Genomic DNA, 16,075 nt, shown 5'->3' on the forward strand with positions numbered 1-16,075 from the left:
CTCACCGGGCCGGGGATCGGTCGCTCCGGTGCGCGCGATGCAGGTGCGGGGCGGCTCGTCCTGCCGTGAGCGGCAGGTCGAGGTACGTGCGCACGCCGGGGTCGGCGGCGACGACGTACGGGATGCTGTTCACGCAGTGCGCGGCGGTCGCGACGATGCCGGGATGCCGCTCCACGGCGCGGGATCCGCCGGGATCGGCCGCTCCACCCTGCGCACCGAGGTCTCGGGAGTGGGCGTGCATGCCCGCGATCGTGGTGAACGAGCCCGGATCGCCGGCGATCTCGATCTCGTAGCGCTCGCCCGCGGCGCCGAACTCCCACGGCGGGTCCAGCGCGGCCTCGCCCATGAACCAGTTCACCGCGGCGGTGATCACCGGCTCGCCGTCGACGGTGCCCTGCCAGCGCAGCCGCTGCGCGGCGACCTGCCCCGGCTCGATCACCCCGATCGGGGACTCGATGGGGGCGGTCGCCACCGCGGCCTCGTGCGTGACCCGCAGCTCGGGGTCGAGGTCGACACCGAGCGCGTCGGCGATCATGTACACCGACTGCCGGTAGCCGGAGCCGAGCGCGTCGGCGGTGCCGGACGAGGTCGCCTCCTCGGGCGTGCCGCCGAACTTCATCCAGTACCGGACCACGTCCGGGGCGGCGTAGGTGCGGATGTCGGAGAACTCCTCCGCGCGCACCGCCGTCACCGAGCCGCTGAGCGCGGTGAGCGCCAGCGGGATCTTCTCGGTGATGCCGCCGGGGTGGATACCGGTGCCGTGCAGGGTGACGCCGTGCTCGCGGCAGAGCGCGTCGTAGCGCTCGCGCTGCTTGGCATCCGGGTAGAACCAGCCGAGCGGGGTGACCACGTTCTTGCCGGAGGCGAGGATGGCGCGCAGCGTCTTGCCGTCGGCCATGAGCGGGCTGTAGAGCACGCAGTCGGCGTCGGTGGCGAGCAGCGCTTCGGCATCGGTGCTCGCCGCGACCCCGATCGGGTCGCGCCCGATCAGGGTGCCGAGGTCGGTGCCGACCTTGTCGGCGCCGTGTACCCAGGCACCGGCGAGTTCCAGTTCGGGGTGGTCGAGGATGGTCTCGATCGCGGCCCGGCCGACGCCGCCGGTCGCCCACTGGATCACCCGGATCACGGGCGCTCCGCATCGGCCGGGGCGGAGGGGGCGACGCCGACGGGCGGGGCAGGTTCCGTGGCCCCAACGGACTCCGGGACCCGGTGGTCCGGCTCGCGCTCGGCGACGTGGTCCCGCGCCCACCCGTAATCCGGCTTCCCGCTCGGCGCCCGCACCACGCTGTCCGTCACCCACAGCGAGCGCGGGATCTTGTACCCCGCCAGGTGCTGCCTGGTGTGCGCGCAGAACTCGGCGAAGTCGAACTCCGCGCCCTCGGCGAGCGCGACCACCGCGGCGACCGTGTTCCCCCAGCGCTCGTGCGGCACCGCGACCACGGTGGCGTCGAAGACCGCGGGATGCGCCTTGACCACGCTCTCCACCTCTTCGGCGAAGACCTTCTCGCCGCCGGTGTTGATCACCATATTGCCGCGGCCGATGAGCGTGATCGAGCCGTCCTGCTCGCGCCTGGCCCGGTCGTCGGTGATCACGATGCGCTCGCTGTCGACGGTCTTGAAGAGCTTGTCCGACTTGACCGGGTCCTTGTAGTAGCCGAGCGGCACCTGGCCGGTCTTGGCCAGCCAGCCCTCGGCGCCGGGCGGCACCGGAACGCCCTCGTCGTCCACGATCACCGCGCCGCGCCCGGTGTTGACCCGCGGCCCACGGGCCGGGTCGTCGTCCTTCTGGGCGAAGCCGATCCCGCCGAAACCGGTCTCGGAGGAGCCGATGGAGTCCGAGATGACGGCGCCGGGGAAGAGCTCGAGCAGCGCGTTCTTGGTGGACTGGGTGAGCAGCGCCGCGCCGGAGGCGATGGCGATCACCGAGGAGACGTCCACCGGGTGCGCCCGGAAGGCGTCGATCAGCGGCCGCGCCATGGCGTCGCCGGTGATCACGATGACGTTCGGCTGCTCCCGCGCGACCTGCCGCCAGACCCGCTCCGGGTCGAAGCGGCGCTCGAAGACCACCGCGTGCCCGCACCAGAGCGCCAGGAAGGTCGGCATCATGGCGGCGGCGTGGATGAGCGGCGGCAGGATGAAGTAGGTCGCCTGGCCGCCCTCGGCGCCGGTGCGGGACTGCTGGTACTCGTCGGTGACGTACTCGTTGGTGTAGAAGTCGATGCCGCCGCCGAGCACCCGCCACATGTCCTCCTGGCGCCACATGACGCCCTTGGGCAGGCCGGTGGTGCCGCCGGTGTACATCATGAACAGGTCGTCACCGCTGCGGTTGGCGAACGGCCGCCAGGGCGCGCCCGCCTTCATGACCGTTTCGTAGCGCAGCGCGTCGATGCCGAACTCCCAGCTCGCCACATCGTCGTCCACGCAGATCACGTGCCGCAGCCCCGGCACCGCCTGCCGCGCCGCCCGCACCTGCTCGCCGTAACAGGCGTGGTAGAGCAGCACTTCCAGGTCGGCGTTGTCGTAGAGGTAGGTCAGCTCGGCCGGGCCGTAGCGGAAGTTGACGTTGATCGGGACCGCGGAGAGCTTGAAGCAGGCGATCAGCGTCTCCATGGTCTCGATGCTGTTGTGCATCTGGAAGCCGACATGGGTGCCGGTGCCGACCCCGAGCGTGGCCAGGTAGTGGGCCAGCTGGTTCGCCCTGGTGTCCAGGTCGCGGAAGCGGAGCCTGCGGTCGCCCTGGATCAGCGCGGTGCGCTCCGGCATCGCGTCGACGGCGTGTTCGAAGAGGTCGGCGAAGTTGTTGGCCATGTCGCTTCCGTCTCGTACTGGGTCCGGCGCTCACACCACGGTGAGCGGAAGGGGAATCCCCCGGTCGGTGAAGGTCCAGTCGGCGCCGGTGCTGAACCGGGTGACCGCTACCTCCGGTGCCTCCTTGTGCGGCTGATCCGTCAGCTCGACTTCGACGCTCCAGCCGTCGGGGCCGCTCTCGGCGCGGCAGGTGAACCGCGGGTTCACCCCGCGCACCAGCGCGTTCAGCGGGCCGAGGTGCTCGGGGTCGAGCATGGCGGGCCAGGCGCCATCGGCCTGCGCGCCGGACTCGGCCGGGAACCAGAGCGCGAGCCCGTGTTCGCGCGGCCGGAGCTCGATCCCGGTGTAGACCGCCGGGTTGAGCACCGGGTGCGCGCGCAGCACGGTGGCCAGCCCGGCGTAGTCGTGGCCCGCGCCGAGCGCGTGCCGCAGCCGCTCGGAGGCGACGCCGGCGATCCCGGCAAGGGTCTTGCGGGCGATCTCCGCGGCGGCGGCGAGATCGGTGCGCTCGTTGATCGCCACCAGGAAGCCGAGCGTCAGCAGGTGCTGCTGCAGGCAGACCTCGTCGGCGATCCGGATCAGCGCGGAGCGGGAGAAGTCCGGGAACCGGACGTCGCTGAGCAGCGGGCCGGAGTAGTCCGCCGCGCCCTCGTCGGCCGGGTCGATCGGGGCCAGCTCCAGCCCGGCGGCCACGGTGTTCGCCACCAGCGCGGCGTTGCGCGGCACCGGGGGTGGCTCGTGCGCCGGGTCGATGATCACGGTCCAGGCGCACATGGGTTTCCGGTCCGCGGGTTTGCGCGGCGGGCGGTGGATCGGGCGCACCTGGGCGTGCGGGTTGGTGGCCAGCGCGGTGGCGTCGAAGGTGGGGTCCTCGATGTCGTGGCACATGGAGACGACGTACTTGTCCCCCATCGGCTCGACATCGATGAGCGCGCCGCAGTGGTCCAGCCAGAACTCGCCGTGGTCGCGGTCGGTGACCTCGAACCGGAAGTCCATGAACTGCGGCGGCGCGCCGATATCCAGCTGCAGCCCCTTGAAGATGGTGACCACGTCGTCGCCGGTGTACTTCAGCGCGCGCTGCATGCGCCGGGTGTAGATCGGGCTGGCGAGCTGCCACTCCTCGATCGCCACCTCGGCCATCCCCTCGCGGCCGAAGGCGCCGATCACGTGCGCCATGCCGGAGCGGTCGATGAGCTGGCCGCAGAGCAGCAGCTCGGGCACGATCGCCGCGAGCTGCTCGCGGCTGAAATCCTGGAATCCGCTGACGGGCTGGGTCATCGGACTACCAGATCGGAACCGGCGACTGGCCGATTTTGTACCAGCCGGGCAGCGGCTCCTTGGCGGTCGAGCGCTCGATCCGCTTGAGCATCCCCGGCGAGAGCGCGTTCGCGGTGATCATGTCGAGGAACAGCGCGGAGACATTGCCGAAGTCGAAGAAGTCGCGCTGCCAGGACCACTGGAAGTCGCCGCCGTACTTGAACCAGCTGCCGCCGATCCCGTCCACCGTGTACTTGCTGCCGTCCTCGCGGGTGGCGTCGGCCACCTGCTTCCACAGCCCGATCACGTTGCCGGAGCGCTCGTCCACCACGAAGTCCTGGTAGGGGTAGGTCCACCCCTCCAGCCCCTCCATCTCCTGGCCGAGCGCCAGCTCCCGGATCTCGTCCCGGCCGACCGCCATGAACTCCTGCTTGGGGCCGTAGTTCCAGCCGTAGGTGGCGTCGACGGTGTAGAGCTCGGCCAGCGGGCGCCAGTCGCCCTTCTCCTCCGCGCGCTCGTTCTCCGCGATCCAGCGGGCGATCATCTCGTCCAGCTCGGCGCGATCGAATCCGGTCATAGCTCTTCGCCTTTCACAACAAGGGCCTGGGTTGGGCAGTAGCGGACGGCATTGCGCACGTCTTCGCGGTGTTCGGGGCCGGGCTCGGCGTCGAGGATCTCGACCTGGCCCCGCTTGGGCACGGTGAACACATCGGGCGCCTCCGCCGCGCAGACGGCGTGGCCCTGGCACAGCTCCAGATCGACCTCGACGCGCATTACGCGCCGCCCTCGTCGCGGGGCTTCAGCGGTGCTTCCGGCTGCACCTCGACCAGCACCATGTGCGCGCCGCGCGGCACCGAGACCACGGTGGCGACGGCGTCGGCCAGGTGCTCCGGCTTGAGCATGTACGGGTGCCTGGCGAAGCCCCAGGACATCCAGCTCTCCAGCAGCGGGCCGACGGTCTCGGGCGAGGCGTTCATCCCCATGCCGGTGACGGTCGGGCCCGGGCGCACCAGCGAGGTCCGGATGCCGGTGCCCTCCAGCTCCATGCGCAGCTGGTGCCCGAAGGCCTCCAGCCCGGTCTTGGCGGCGTTGTAGGCGCCGTTGTGCGGGCGCGGGATGTCGGCGCAGTCCGAGGAGATGAGCACCAGGTCGCCGCGCTGCCGCTCCAGCATGCCGGGCAGCACCCGGTGCACCAGCCGGTGCGCGCCGACCAGGTGCACCTGCACCTGGGCCAGGAACCGGTCGGGGGCCATGTCCTGGATCCGGCCGAACTCGATATCGCCCGCGCCGGAGACCAGGATCTCGGCCGGGCCGTGCGCGCGCTCCGCGGCGGCGACGAACTCGTCCACCGAGTCCTGCTCGGTGACGTCGAGCCGGATCGCGGTGGCGGTGCCGCCATCGGCCGTGATCTTCTCGGCCAGTTCCTGGCATTGCGCCACCCGGCGGGCGCCGAGCGCCACCGGGTGCCCGAGCCCGGCCAGCCGCACCGCGGTGGCGGCGCCGATACCGGAGGAGGCGCCAGCGACCAGTACCGGCCTGCGCTCGGGATGGGGTTCGAAACGGGGCATCAGCGCACCTCCACCGAGATCGGAAGCTTGGCGAAACCGCGGACGTTGGTCGAGTGCACGCGCTCGATCCCCTCCGCGTGGACGTGGTATTCGCGCACCCGCTCGGCGAACTCGCGCAGCGCGACATTGGCCTCCAGCCGCGCCAGGTGCGCGCCGAGGCAGAAGTGCACGCCCGCGCCGAAGCTGGCGAGCGCGGTGGAGTCGGTGCGGTCGATCCGGTAGCTGTCGGCGTCGTCGAACGCCGCGGAGTCCCGGTTCGCCGAGCCGATCAGCAGCAGCACCTTGGAGCCCTCGGGAATGGTGCCGCCGTGGTACTCGAGATCCGCGGTGGCGGTGCGGGCCACGATCTGGCTGGATGTGTCGTAGCGCAGCGTCTCCTCGACCCAGTCGGTGACGTGCTCCGGGTCGCCGGCGACCTTCGCGTACTCGCCCGGGTGGTGGCCGCCCCAGTAGAGCGCGTTGCCGAGCAGCTTGGTGGTGGTCTCGTTGCCCGCGACCACCATGAGGAACATGAAGCCGATGATCTCGTCGTCGGTGAGCACGTCGCCGTCGATCTCGGCGTCCAGCAGCGCCGAGGTCAGGTCGTCGGTGGGGTTCTTCCTGCGCTCGGCGACCATGTCGGCGTAGTAGCCGACCAGGCCGAGCGAGGCGTCGATGGCCTCCGGCGGCACGTCGAGGACGCCGTCCGCGCGGTGCACCACCAGGTCGGCCTGTTTGCGGATCTCCGCCCGGTCGCTCGCCGGGACGCCCATCAGCTCGCTGATCACGTCCATCGGCAGCTTGCCGGCGACCTCGTCGATCCAGTCGAAGCGGCCGCTCGCCAGCGCGGGCTCCAGGTACTCCAGGGTGAGCTCCCGGATCCGGTCCTCCATCTCGGCCACCCGCTTGGGGGTGAAGCCCTTGTAGACCAGCCTGCGCATGCGCATGTGCCGCGGGTCGTCCATGGCCAGGAAGGACATGGTGCGGTGCGCGTGCGGGCCCCAGGCGGCAGGGTCGAGCGAGACGCCGTTGGCGCTGGAGAGCTTGGCGCTGTCCCGGAAGCCGGCGGTGACGTCGGCGTACCGGCTCAGCGCCCAGAACCCGATCTCCGGGTTGTGGTAGAGCGGCGCCTCGTCGCGCAGCCGCCGGTAGATCGGGTACGGGTCCTCGTGGAAGCCGTAGTCGTACGGATCGAACGCCAAGGGGTCGAGGGCGGTGGAACCGGTCATCGCGAGCACCCCGATTTCGATAACGAGTTCTCTGCGCCGCGCGGCGATACCGCGTGCCGGGCAGACAGACAGCTGGACATGTGTCTGGACGGTACCACCGACACCTGTGGAGGACAATGGAGACTGCGCGGACGCACCTGCACACCTCCGAGGATGCGACACTCGGGGCGGCGCCGCGGCGTTATCGCCGCGACCAGGGGAACGAGAACGTGTTCTTGCGCCATCGCGGCTGATCGGAATATATTCCGAACACTTGTCCAGACACTTGGGAGAGATCGCGATGAGCCTGCTGCCAACGGACAGCTCACGGTTGTTGATCGACGGAAAGCTCGTCAGCGGCGGCGGTGGCGAGTTCGACACCGTCAACCCGGCGACCGAGGAGGTGCTCGGCGCCGCCGCCGACGCCGACGGCGCCGACCTGGACGCGGCCATCGGCGCCGCGCGCACCGCCTTCGACAACACCACCTGGTCCCGCGACCACGCCTTCCGCGCCCGCTGCGTCGAGCAGCTGCGCGACGCGCTGAAGGCCGAGGTCGAGCGGTTGCGCGCGGTCACCGTCGCGGAGGTGGGGGCGCCGGTCATGCTGACCTCCGGCCCGCAGCTCGAGGCGCCGATCGACGACCTGACCTTCGCGGCCGAGCTGGCCGCGAACTACACCTGGGAGACCGACCACGGCGAGGCCGCCCCCATGGGGATGCGCAGCCACCGCACCGTGCGCCGCGAGGCGATCGGCGTGGTCGGCGCGATCACGCCGTGGAACTTCCCGCACCAGATCAACTTCGCCAAGCTCGGCCCCGCGCTCGCCGCGGGCAACACGGTGGTGCTCAAGCCCGCACCGGACACCCCGTGGTGCGCCGCCGAGGTTGGCCGGATCATCGCCGAGCAGACCGATATCCCGCCGGGCGTGGTCAATATCGTGACCTCCTCCGACCACGGCCTCGGCGCCCAGCTGACCACCGACCCGCGGGTCGACATGGTGACCTTCACCGGCTCCACCGCCACCGGCAAGTCGGTCATGGCCGCCGCCGCGGGCACGCTCAAGAAGACCTTCCTCGAGCTCGGCGGCAAGTCCGCCAGCATCGTCCTCGACGACGCCGACCTCGGCGGCGCGGTCGGCATGACCGCCTTCGCGGTCGCCATCCACGCCGGTCAGGGCTGCGCGCTCTACACCAGGCTGGTGGTGCCGCGGGCCAGGTACGCCGAGGCCGTCGAGATCGCCGCAGCCACGCTCGGCGGGATCAGGGCGGGCGATCCGACCGACTCGCGCACCGTCTGCGGCCCGCTCATCTCCGAGCGGCAGCGCGCCCGGGTGGAGCGCTACCTGGAGATCGCGCAGGCCGAGGGCGGCCGGATCGTGGTCGGCGGCAAGCGCCCCGAGTACCAGGAGCGCGGCTTCTTCCTGGAGCCGACGCTGATCTCGGAGGTGGACAACAGCCACACCGTGGCCCGCGAGGAGATCTTCGGCCCGGTGCTCGTCGTCATCCCGCACGACGGCGACGACGACGCCGTAGCCATCGCCAACGACTCCCCCTACGGCCTCTCCGGGCAGATCTGGGGCTCCGACCCCGAGCGCATTCGCCGGGTCACCGACGCCGTGCGCAGCGGCACGCTCTCGGTGAACGGCGGCGTCTGGTACTCGGGCGACGTGCCGTTCGGCGGCTACAAGCAGTCCGGCATCGGCCGCGAGATGGGCGTGCTCGGGTTCGAGGAGTACCTGGAAGCCAAGCTCGTCGCGACCGGGCTCTGAGCCCCCCTAATACCGAAATCGATTGGAGCAGAACGTGTCCCGTTTCGCAGGACGATCCGCCATCGTCACCGGCGCCGCCCAGGGCATCGGCGCCGCCTACGCCCAGGCGCTGGCCGCCGAGGGCGCCAAGGTGGTCGTCGCCGACCGCAATGAAGAGGCGGGCAAGGCCGTCGCGGAGAAGATCGTGGCCGACGGCGGCACCGCCGTCTTCGGCGCGGTCGACGTCGCCGACCCGGACTCCGCCGCCGCGCTCGCCGAGTTCACGCTGGAGCGCTTCGGCGCCATCAACCACCTGGTGAACAATGCCGCCATCTACGGCGACATGAAGCTGGACTTACTGCTCACCGTGCCGTGGGACTACTACAAGAAGTTCATGAGCGTGAACATGGACGGCGCGCTGAACGTCACCCGCGCGGTCTGGGAGCACATGGCCAAGGCGGGCGGCGGCTCGATCGTCAACCAGTCCTCCACCGCGGCCTGGCTCTACTCCGGCTTCTACGGCCTGGCCAAGGTCGGGGTGAACGGCCTGACCCAGCAGCTCGCCACCGAGCTGGGCGGCTCCAACATCAGGATCAACGCCATCGCGCCCGGCCCGATCGACACCGAGGCCACCAAGAACGTCACCCCGGGCAACATGGTCAAGGACATGGTGAACCGGCTCCCGCTCAAGCGGATGGGCACCCCGGAGGACCTCGTCGGCGCCTGCCTGTTCCTGCTCTCCGACGACGCGAACTGGGTGACCGGCCAGATCGTCAATGTCGACGGCGGACAGATCTTCCGGTCATGAGCGAGCGGGTCGCCTTCATCGGGCTCGGCAATATGGGCGCGCCCATGGCGAAGCGGTTGCTCGCCTGGCCCGGCGGGCTCACCGTGTGCGACGTGCGCGCGGAGGCGCTGGAGCCCTTCACCGCCGAGGGCGCGAAAGCGGCGAGCACCCCGGCCGAGGCCGCCGAGGGCGCGCGGGTCGTCTCGATCACCGTGCTGGACGACGCGCAGGTGCGCGAGGTGGTCGCGGGCGCGACCGGGGTGCTGAGCACCGCCGCCCCCGGCACCGTGATCGCGGTGCACTCTACGATCGCCGACCGCACCGCCGAGGAGCTGGCCGAGCAGTGCGCCACGCGGGGGGTCGACCTGGTCGACGCCCCGGTGAGCGGCGGCGCGGGCGGGGCCAAGGACGGGCGGCTCGCGGTCATGGTGGGTGGCAGCGATGCCGCCTTCGCCGCGGTCAAGGAGCCCTTCGGGCTCTTCTCCGACCTGGTGGTGCACGCCGGGCCGGTGGGCGCGGGCACCAGGATGAAGCTGGCCCGCAACCTGCTGCACTTCGTCGCCTTCACCGCCGCCACCGAGGGGCAGCGGCTGGCCGAGGCGGCCGGGCTGGACATCACCGCGCTCGGCAAGGTGGTGCGGCACTCCGACGCCGTCACCGGCGGCGCCGGCTCGATCATGCTGCGCGACACCACCGCCCCCATCCCGGACGGCGACTTCTGGCTGCCGATCCTCACGCACGTGCGCGGGCTCGGCGAGAAGGATCTGAGCCTGGCGCTCGACCTCGGCGAGCGGCTCGGCGTCTCGCTGCCGCTGGCGCAGCAGGCACTGCGAGACTTCGGAATCGGGCTCGGCGTCGGCCGCGGCCCACTGGCGGAGGAGAAACAGTGACCGACGACCGCAGGCAGCGCGGCCTCGCCAAGATGGGTGAGGTCTACGGCTGGGAGTTCCAGGACGGGCCGGGCGACCATTTCGCCGCCACCGCCGACCACCTCTTCGCCGACATCTGGTCGCGCGAGGCGCTGAGCATCCGGGACCGGCGGCTGCTGCTGATCGGGCTGCTCACCGCGCAGAACCTCTTCGACGTGGCGGAGATCCAGATCGGCGCCGCGCTGGGGAACGGGGAGTTCACCCCGGAGCAGCTGCGCGACGCCGCGCTGTTCCTCTGCCACTACGCAGGCTGGCCGCTCGGCACCAAGCTGGATTCCGTGGTCGGCAAGGTCATCGCCCAGCAGGAGAAGAAGAAGTGAGCAACGAGCTGCGGCCGGTGCAGGCCGACACCATCACCGACTGGGACGAGACCGCGGACGTGGTGATCGCCGGGTACGGCATCGCCGGGGTCTGCGCCGCCATCGAGGCCGCGCGGGCCGGCGCGAACGTGCTGATCCTGGAGCGCACCAGCGGCTGGGGCGGCGCCGCCTCGCTCGCGGGCGGCTGGGTCTACCTGGGCGGCGGCACCCCGCTGCAGCAGGCGCTCGGCTTCGAGGACACGCCGGAGAACATGGAGAAATTCCTGCTCGCGGCGGTCGGGCCGGGCGCGGACAAGGCCAAGATCGCGGACTACAGCCGGGGCAGCGTCGAGCACTACAACTGGCTGGTCGGCAATGGCGTCCCGTTCAAGGAGGCATTCTGGGGCGAGCCGGGCTGGGAGCCGCCGCACGACGAGGGGCTCGGCTACTCCGGCGGCGAGAACGCCGCACCGTTCAACGAGATCGCCACTCCCGCCCCGCGCGGCCACGTGCCCCAGATGTCGAACAAGCGCACCGGCTCCAAGGGCGGCGGCTACATGCTGATGAAGCCGCTCGCGGAGACGGCGGAGTCGCTGGGTGTCCGGGTCGAGTACGACATCCGGCTGGCCCGGCTGATCGTGGACGGCGAGCGGGTGGTCGGGGTGCTGGCCAAGCGGTACGGCAAGGAGATCGCGGTGCGCGCCGAGCGCGGCGTCGTGCTCGCCACCGGCAGCTTCGCCTACGCCGAGCAGATGATCTCCGACTACGCGCCGCAGCTGATCGGCCGCCCCGGCGCGGCCATCGAGGAGCACGACGGCATCGGCATCAAGCTGGCCGCCGCGCTCGGCGCCGCCACCTCGCACCTGAACGCCACCGAGGTCGCCTTCTTCGGCGATCCGCAGCTCATGGCGCGCGGCATCATGGTGAACGGCCGCGGCCAGCGGTACGTCCCGGAGGACACCTACCCGGGCCGGATCGGGCAGATGACGCTGTTCCACCAGGAGAACCAGGCGTACCTGGTGATCGATGAGCGGGCGCACGAGGAGGCGCTGGCCACGGAGACCTCGACCCCGTTCTTCCGGACGCCGCCCACCTGGGCCGCGGAGACGGTGGCCGAGCTGGAAGCCGACATGGGGCTCCCGGAGCAGGCGCTGCAGAGCACCGTCGAGGTCTACAACAAGTACGCCGCGGAAGGCACCGACCCGCTCTTCGGCAAGAAGGCGCAGTGGCTGCGCCCGCTCACCGGCGCGGTGGCCGCCTTCGACATGCGCAACTTCACCGCGGGGTTCACCCTCGGCGGGCTGCGCACCGATCTCGATGCCAGGGTGCTGCACGTTTCCGGGGAGCCGATTCCCGGTCTCTACGCCGCCGGACGCTGCACGTCGGGCATCTGTACCGGCGGTTATGTCAGCGGCGCATCACTCGGAGACGGTAGCTTCTACGGCCGGAGGGCCGGACTCGCCGCGGCGAAGAACTGACCCGCGAGCGGCGGGATTCCCGGCGGCGCACTACCGTGCAAGATCAAGCCGCCTGATCACCTGAGCGAAAGACGAGGCAGGCAATGCGTTTCGGCATCGTGCTGTTCACCAGCGACCGCGGGATCACCCCCGCGGCGGCGGCCAAGGCCGCCGAGGAGACCGGCTTCCACTCCTTCTACGTGCCCGAGCACACCCACATCCCGGTGAAGCGCGAGGCCGCCCATCCGCAGACCGGCGACGCGTCGCTGCCGGACGACCGCTACATGCGCACCCTCGACCCCTGGGTCGCGCTCGGCACCGCCGCCGCCGTGACCTCGCGGATCGAGCTGGCCACCGCGGTCGCGCTGCCGGTCGAGCACGACCCCATCACCCTGGCCAAGACCATCGCCACCCTGGACCACCTCTCCGGTGGCCGGGTGGTGCTCGGCGCGGGCTTCGGCTGGAACACCGACGAGCTGAGCGACCACGGCGTCCCGCCCGGCAAGCGCCGCACCGTGCTGCGCGAGTACCTGGAGGCCATGCGGGCGCTGTGGACCGAGGAGGAGGCGTCCTACCAGGGCGACTACGTCAGCTTCGGCCCCAGCTGGGCCTACCCCAAGCCGGCCCGCGAGGTGCCGGTGCTGATCGGGGCGGCGGGCACCGAGAAGACCTTCGGCTGGATCGCGAAGTCGGCGGACGGCTGGATCACCACCCCCGGCGAGACCGACGTGACCGACCGGCTGGCGCTGCTGCACCGGATCTGGGACGAGGCGGGGCGCGAGGGCAAACCGCGGGTGGTCGCGCTCGACTTCAAGCCGGACGCCGACCGGCTCACCGACTGGGCCGCCGCGGGCGTCACCGACGTGCTCTACGGGCTCCCGGACAAACCGGAGCCCGAGGTCAGGGCCTACCTGGAGCGGCTGGCGGGCAAACTCGCCGCACTGCCCGCAGCAGTGGAGGCGGGACGCTGATGCGGGTTGCCCTGCTCTCCTACCGGAGCAAAACGCACTGCGGTGGGCAGGGCGTCTACGTCCGGCTGCTCAGCTCCGGGCTGGTCGAGCTGGGCCACGAGGTCGAGGTCTTCTCCGGGCAGCCGTACCCGGAGGAGCTCGACCCGCGGGTCCGGCTGACCGAGGTCCCCAGCCTCGACCTCTACTGCGACGAGAACCCGTTCCGCACCCCGCACCCGCGGGAGATCAGGGACCTGCTCGACGTGCTCGAGGTCGCCACCATGTGGACCGCGGGCTTCCCCGAGCCGCGCACCTTCAGCCTGCGCGCGGCCCGGCTGCTGCGCGAGCGGATCGCCGACTTCGACGTGGTGCACGACAACCAGTGCCTCGGCACCGGGCTGCTCGATATCGCCGAGCACCTGCCGGTGGTCGCCACCGTGCACCACCCGATCACCAGGGACCGCGCGGTCGATTTGGCCGCCGCGAAGTGGTGGCGCAAGCCGCTGGTGCACCGCTGGTACGGCTTCCTCGGCATGCAGCAGCGGGTGGCGCGGCGGATTCCGGAGCTGGTCACCGTCTCCTCCACCTCGGCCACCGATATCGCCACCGACTTCGGCGTCGACCCGGCGCAGCTGCACGTGGTGCCGCTCGGCGTCGACACCGAGCTCTTCGCGCCGCGCCCCGCGCCGCGCGTGCCGGGCCGGATCGTCGCGGTGGCGAGCGCGGACAAGCCGCTCAAGGGCGTCGCGCACCTGCTGCGCGCCTGCGCCCGGATGCGTTCGCTGCGCTCGATCGAGCTGCACCTGGTGGCCAAGCTGGAGCCGAACGGCCCGACCGAGAAGCTGATCGCCGAGCTCGGCCTCACCGATATCGTCACCGTGCACTCCGGCGTCTCCGATCTGGAGCTGGCCGAGCTGCTCGCCTCCGCCGAGGTGGCCTGCATCCCGTCGCTGTACGAGGGGTTCTCGCTGCCCGCCGTCGAGGCCATGGCCAGCGGGACCCCGCTGGTGGTGAGCCGGGCGGGCGCGCTGCCCGAGGTGGTCGGCGAGCCGGGTATCTGCGCCGAGCTGACCACCCCCGGCGACGACGCCGCGCTCGCCACCGTGATCGGCGGGCTGCTCGACGACCCGGCCCGCCGGGCCCGGATGCAGCTGGCCTGCCGGGAGCGCGCGGTCTCGGTATTCAGCTGGGAGTCGGTGGCGGCCCAGACCGTCGAGGTGTACCGGCGCGCCATCGAGCGCCGCGCCGGATCGGAGCAGAAGGAGGGCGCGCGTGCTGACCGTTGATTTCGACCGGGTGGGAATCGGGCCGGGCGTGCGCGTCATCGACGTCGGCTGCGGCGCGGGCAGGCACTCCTTCGAGGCCTATCGCCGCGGCGCCGAGGTGATCGCCTTCGACCAGGACGCCCCCGAGCTCGACAATGTCGAGACCATGTTCGGCGCCATGGCCGCCGCCGGCGAGGCGCCCCCCGGTGCCTCCGCCAAGACCGTGCAGGGCGACGCGCTCGCGCTCCCCTACGGCGACGACACCTTCGACGTGGTGATCGCCTCGGAGATCCTGGAGCACGTCCCCGCCGACGAGGCCGCCATCGCCGAGCTGGTCCGCGTGCTGCGCCCCGGCGGGCAGCTGGTGGTGACCGTGCCGCGCTGGCTCCCGGAGCGGATCTGCTGGGCGCTGTCGGACGAGTACCACGCCAACGAGGGCGGCCACGTCCGGATCTATAAGGCCAGCGAGCTGCGCGAGAAGGTGGCCAAGCTGGGCATGCGGTTCGTGCGCGACACCCACGTGCACGCGCTGCACTCGCCGTACTGGTGGATCAAGTGCGCGGTCGGGGTGCGCAACGAGCAGCACCCGCTGGCCCGCGCCTATCACAAGCTGCTGGTCTGGGACATGATGCAGGCCCCTCGCGTGACCCGCACTGCCGAGCGGCTGCTGGACCCGCTGATCGGCAAGAGCGTGGCCCTGTACTTCGTCAAGCCGGCGGTGCAGCGTGCCGCCCTCTGAACTTCCCTCCGTCGCGGGGGTGTTCAGCAGGCGGCAGTGCCTGAAGACCGCGGAGTCGATCGCGACCGCGCAGGAGTCCACGGGGGCGATCCCGTGGTTCACCGGCGGGCACACCGACCCGTGGGACCACGTGGAGTCGGCCATGGCCTTGTCCGTGGCCGGGCTCTACGACGAGGCGGTGGCCGCTTACCGCTGGTCGGCGTCGACGCAGAACGCGGATGGGTCCTGGCCGCGGCAGTTCCGCTCCGGTGTCGTGGAATCCACCGATATCGACGTGAACTTCTGCGCCTACCTGGCGGTCGGCGTCTGGCACCACCTGCTGCGCAGCGGGGATCTGGCGTTCGCCCGCGAGCTGTGGCCGAGCGTGCGCGCCGGGCTCGATTACGTGGTCGGGCTGCAACTGCCGCGCGGGGTGATCCCGTGGACCCTCGGCACCGACGAGGCCCTGCTCACCGGCAACTCCAGCATGTACCAGAGCCTCGGCTGCGGGCTCGCCCTGGCCGAGCGGCTCGGCGACCCGCAGCCTTCCTGGGCGGCGGCCAGGCACCGGCTCGGTGCGGCGCTGCGCGACGATCCGTCGGCCTGCACGCCCAAGGACCGCTACTCCATGGACTGGTACTACCCGATCCTCGGCGGTGCCCTCCGCGGCCCGGCCGCGCACGCGCGCATCGATGCCTCGTGGTCGCGGTTCGTGGTCGGCAATATCGGCATCCGCTGCGTCTCCGACCGGCCGTGGGTCACCGGCGCCGAGACCTGCGAACTCGTCCTCGCCCTCGATGCCCTCGGGGAGCACACGCGCGCCGGGGCGCTCTTCGCCGCCATGCAGCATCTGCGGGAAAACGACGGGTCCTACTGGACCGGGCTGGTCTTCGCCGACGGGAAGCGGTGGCCCGAGGAGCGCACCACCTGGACCGGCGCCGCCGTCGTCCTCGCCGCCGACGCCCTCTCCCGCGCGACGCCCGCCAATGGCGTCTTCCGCGACCTGCTCCCCGACGCGGTCCCCGTCACCACCGTCTAGCTCTGTACCGATGAATTCGGTGCGCACTCCCCGTCGATACCCGAGACAGCCGCGGAGCGCGTAG

General features: G+C 71.3%; 16 protein-coding genes. 9 read left to right on the forward strand and 7 right to left on the reverse strand.

Annotation, left to right across the window (positions count from 1 at the left end; genetic code table 11):
- Position 1 precedes the first annotated feature (1 nt).
- The 7 genes from AB0H71_RS24870 to AB0H71_RS24900 are packed head-to-tail and all read right to left on the reverse strand — an operon-like array spanning position 2 to position 6,841.
- Positions 2 to 1,126 carry a dihydrodipicolinate reductase gene (locus AB0H71_RS24870; protein WP_357025360.1) on the reverse strand — a complete coding sequence of 375 codons (1,125 nt, stop codon included), beginning with the start codon at positions 1,124 to 1,126 and terminating at the stop codon, positions 2 to 4.
- The gene (locus AB0H71_RS24875; protein WP_357025363.1) at positions 1,123 to 2,808 is read right to left on the reverse strand and encodes an acyl-CoA synthetase; all 1,686 of its coding nucleotides are present in this window, start codon (positions 2,806 to 2,808) and stop codon (positions 1,123 to 1,125) included. The genes AB0H71_RS24870 and AB0H71_RS24875 overlap by 4 nt, the downstream gene beginning before the upstream one ends.
- A gap of 30 nt (positions 2,809 to 2,838) precedes the next feature.
- On the reverse strand, positions 2,839 to 4,086 hold the full coding sequence (locus AB0H71_RS24880; protein WP_357025366.1) for a hypothetical protein: 1,248 nt from the start codon (positions 4,084 to 4,086) through the stop codon (positions 2,839 to 2,841).
- Between the two features lie 4 nt (positions 4,087 to 4,090).
- Positions 4,091 to 4,642 (reverse strand): nuclear transport factor 2 family protein, encoded by a 552-nt coding sequence (locus AB0H71_RS24885; protein WP_357025369.1) that lies wholly within the window; start codon positions 4,640 to 4,642, stop codon positions 4,091 to 4,093.
- On the reverse strand, positions 4,639 to 4,839 hold the full coding sequence (locus AB0H71_RS24890) for a ferredoxin (RefSeq protein ID WP_357025371.1): 201 nt from the start codon (positions 4,837 to 4,839) through the stop codon (positions 4,639 to 4,641). Before AB0H71_RS24890 ends, AB0H71_RS24885 begins: the two co-directional genes overlap by 4 nt.
- Entirely contained in the window at positions 4,839 to 5,633 is a 795-nt protein-coding gene (locus AB0H71_RS24895; protein WP_357025374.1) for an SDR family oxidoreductase, read from the reverse strand. The genes AB0H71_RS24890 and AB0H71_RS24895 overlap by 1 nt, the downstream gene beginning before the upstream one ends.
- Positions 5,633 to 6,841: a cytochrome P450 gene (locus AB0H71_RS24900; protein ID WP_357025376.1), complete on the reverse strand. Its 1,209-nt coding sequence runs from the start codon at positions 6,839 to 6,841 to the stop codon at positions 5,633 to 5,635. The genes AB0H71_RS24895 and AB0H71_RS24900 overlap by 1 nt, the downstream gene beginning before the upstream one ends.
- Before the next feature lie 280 nt (positions 6,842 to 7,121).
- Between AB0H71_RS24900 and AB0H71_RS24905 the strand changes: the two genes are divergently transcribed.
- The 9 genes from AB0H71_RS24905 (at position 7,122) to AB0H71_RS24945 (ending at position 16,011) form a co-directional block, all read left to right on the forward strand.
- A complete protein-coding gene (locus AB0H71_RS24905; protein WP_357025379.1) occupies positions 7,122 to 8,588 on the forward strand; it encodes an aldehyde dehydrogenase in 1,467 nt (488 codons plus the stop codon).
- A 34-nt stretch (positions 8,589 to 8,622) separates the two neighbouring features.
- On the forward strand, positions 8,623 to 9,375 hold the full coding sequence (locus AB0H71_RS24910) for an SDR family oxidoreductase (RefSeq protein ID WP_357025383.1): 753 nt from the start codon (positions 8,623 to 8,625) through the stop codon (positions 9,373 to 9,375).
- Positions 9,372 to 10,244 (forward strand): NAD(P)-dependent oxidoreductase, encoded by an 873-nt coding sequence (locus AB0H71_RS24915; protein WP_357025385.1) that lies wholly within the window; start codon positions 9,372 to 9,374, stop codon positions 10,242 to 10,244. Before AB0H71_RS24910 ends, AB0H71_RS24915 begins: the two co-directional genes overlap by 4 nt.
- The gene (locus AB0H71_RS24920) at positions 10,241 to 10,603 is read left to right on the forward strand and encodes a carboxymuconolactone decarboxylase family protein (protein WP_357025388.1); all 363 of its coding nucleotides are present in this window, start codon (positions 10,241 to 10,243) and stop codon (positions 10,601 to 10,603) included. The genes AB0H71_RS24915 and AB0H71_RS24920 overlap by 4 nt, the downstream gene beginning before the upstream one ends.
- Positions 10,600 to 12,060, forward strand: coding sequence for an FAD-dependent oxidoreductase (locus tag AB0H71_RS24925; RefSeq protein ID WP_357025391.1), 1,461 nt, complete (start codon positions 10,600 to 10,602; stop codon positions 12,058 to 12,060). The genes AB0H71_RS24920 and AB0H71_RS24925 overlap by 4 nt, the downstream gene beginning before the upstream one ends.
- A gap of 83 nt (positions 12,061 to 12,143) precedes the next feature.
- Entirely contained in the window at positions 12,144 to 13,010 is an 867-nt protein-coding gene (locus tag AB0H71_RS24930; RefSeq protein WP_357025393.1) for an LLM class F420-dependent oxidoreductase, read from the forward strand.
- Positions 13,010 to 14,275, forward strand: coding sequence for a glycosyltransferase family 4 protein (locus AB0H71_RS24935; RefSeq protein ID WP_357025396.1), 1,266 nt, complete (start codon positions 13,010 to 13,012; stop codon positions 14,273 to 14,275). Before AB0H71_RS24930 ends, AB0H71_RS24935 begins: the two co-directional genes overlap by 1 nt.
- Positions 14,262 to 14,993: a class I SAM-dependent methyltransferase gene (locus AB0H71_RS24940; protein ID WP_357025399.1), complete on the forward strand. Its 732-nt coding sequence runs from the start codon at positions 14,262 to 14,264 to the stop codon at positions 14,991 to 14,993. Before AB0H71_RS24935 ends, AB0H71_RS24940 begins: the two co-directional genes overlap by 14 nt.
- Positions 14,980 to 16,011: a prenyltransferase gene (locus AB0H71_RS24945; protein WP_357025402.1), complete on the forward strand. Its 1,032-nt coding sequence runs from the start codon at positions 14,980 to 14,982 to the stop codon at positions 16,009 to 16,011. Before AB0H71_RS24940 ends, AB0H71_RS24945 begins: the two co-directional genes overlap by 14 nt.
- The last annotated feature ends 64 nt before the right edge of the window (positions 16,012 to 16,075 follow it).

Origin of the sequence: Nocardia sp. NPDC050697 (assembly GCF_040654395.1) — a bacterium.
In the GTDB taxonomy this organism is placed as follows: Bacteria; Actinomycetota; Actinomycetes; order Mycobacteriales; family Mycobacteriaceae; genus Nocardia.

Excerpts from the sequence above, each read along its gene's own strand:
- AB0H71_RS24880 (WP_357025366.1), bottom strand. The coding sequence starts at position 4,086 with ATGACCCAGCCCGTCAGCGGATTCCAGGATTTCAGCCGCGAGCAGCTC.
- AB0H71_RS24900 (WP_357025376.1), bottom strand. The coding sequence starts at position 6,841 with ATGACCGGTTCCACCGCCCTCGACCCCTTGGCGTTCGATCCGTACGAC.
- AB0H71_RS24930 (WP_357025393.1), top strand. The coding sequence starts at position 12,144 with ATGCGTTTCGGCATCGTGCTGTTCACCAGCGACCGCGGGATCACCCCC.
- AB0H71_RS24935 (WP_357025396.1), top strand. The coding sequence starts at position 13,010 with ATGCGGGTTGCCCTGCTCTCCTACCGGAGCAAAACGCACTGCGGTGGG.
- AB0H71_RS24885 (WP_357025369.1), bottom strand. The coding sequence starts at position 4,642 with ATGACCGGATTCGATCGCGCCGAGCTGGACGAGATGATCGCCCGCTGG.
- AB0H71_RS24875 (WP_357025363.1), bottom strand. The coding sequence starts at position 2,808 with ATGGCCAACAACTTCGCCGACCTCTTCGAACACGCCGTCGACGCGATG.
- AB0H71_RS24915 (WP_357025385.1), top strand. The coding sequence starts at position 9,372 with ATGAGCGAGCGGGTCGCCTTCATCGGGCTCGGCAATATGGGCGCGCCC.
- AB0H71_RS24905 (WP_357025379.1), top strand. The coding sequence starts at position 7,122 with ATGAGCCTGCTGCCAACGGACAGCTCACGGTTGTTGATCGACGGAAAG.
- AB0H71_RS24890 (WP_357025371.1), bottom strand. The coding sequence starts at position 4,839 with ATGCGCGTCGAGGTCGATCTGGAGCTGTGCCAGGGCCACGCCGTCTGC.
- AB0H71_RS24895 (WP_357025374.1), bottom strand. The coding sequence starts at position 5,633 with ATGCCCCGTTTCGAACCCCATCCCGAGCGCAGGCCGGTACTGGTCGCT.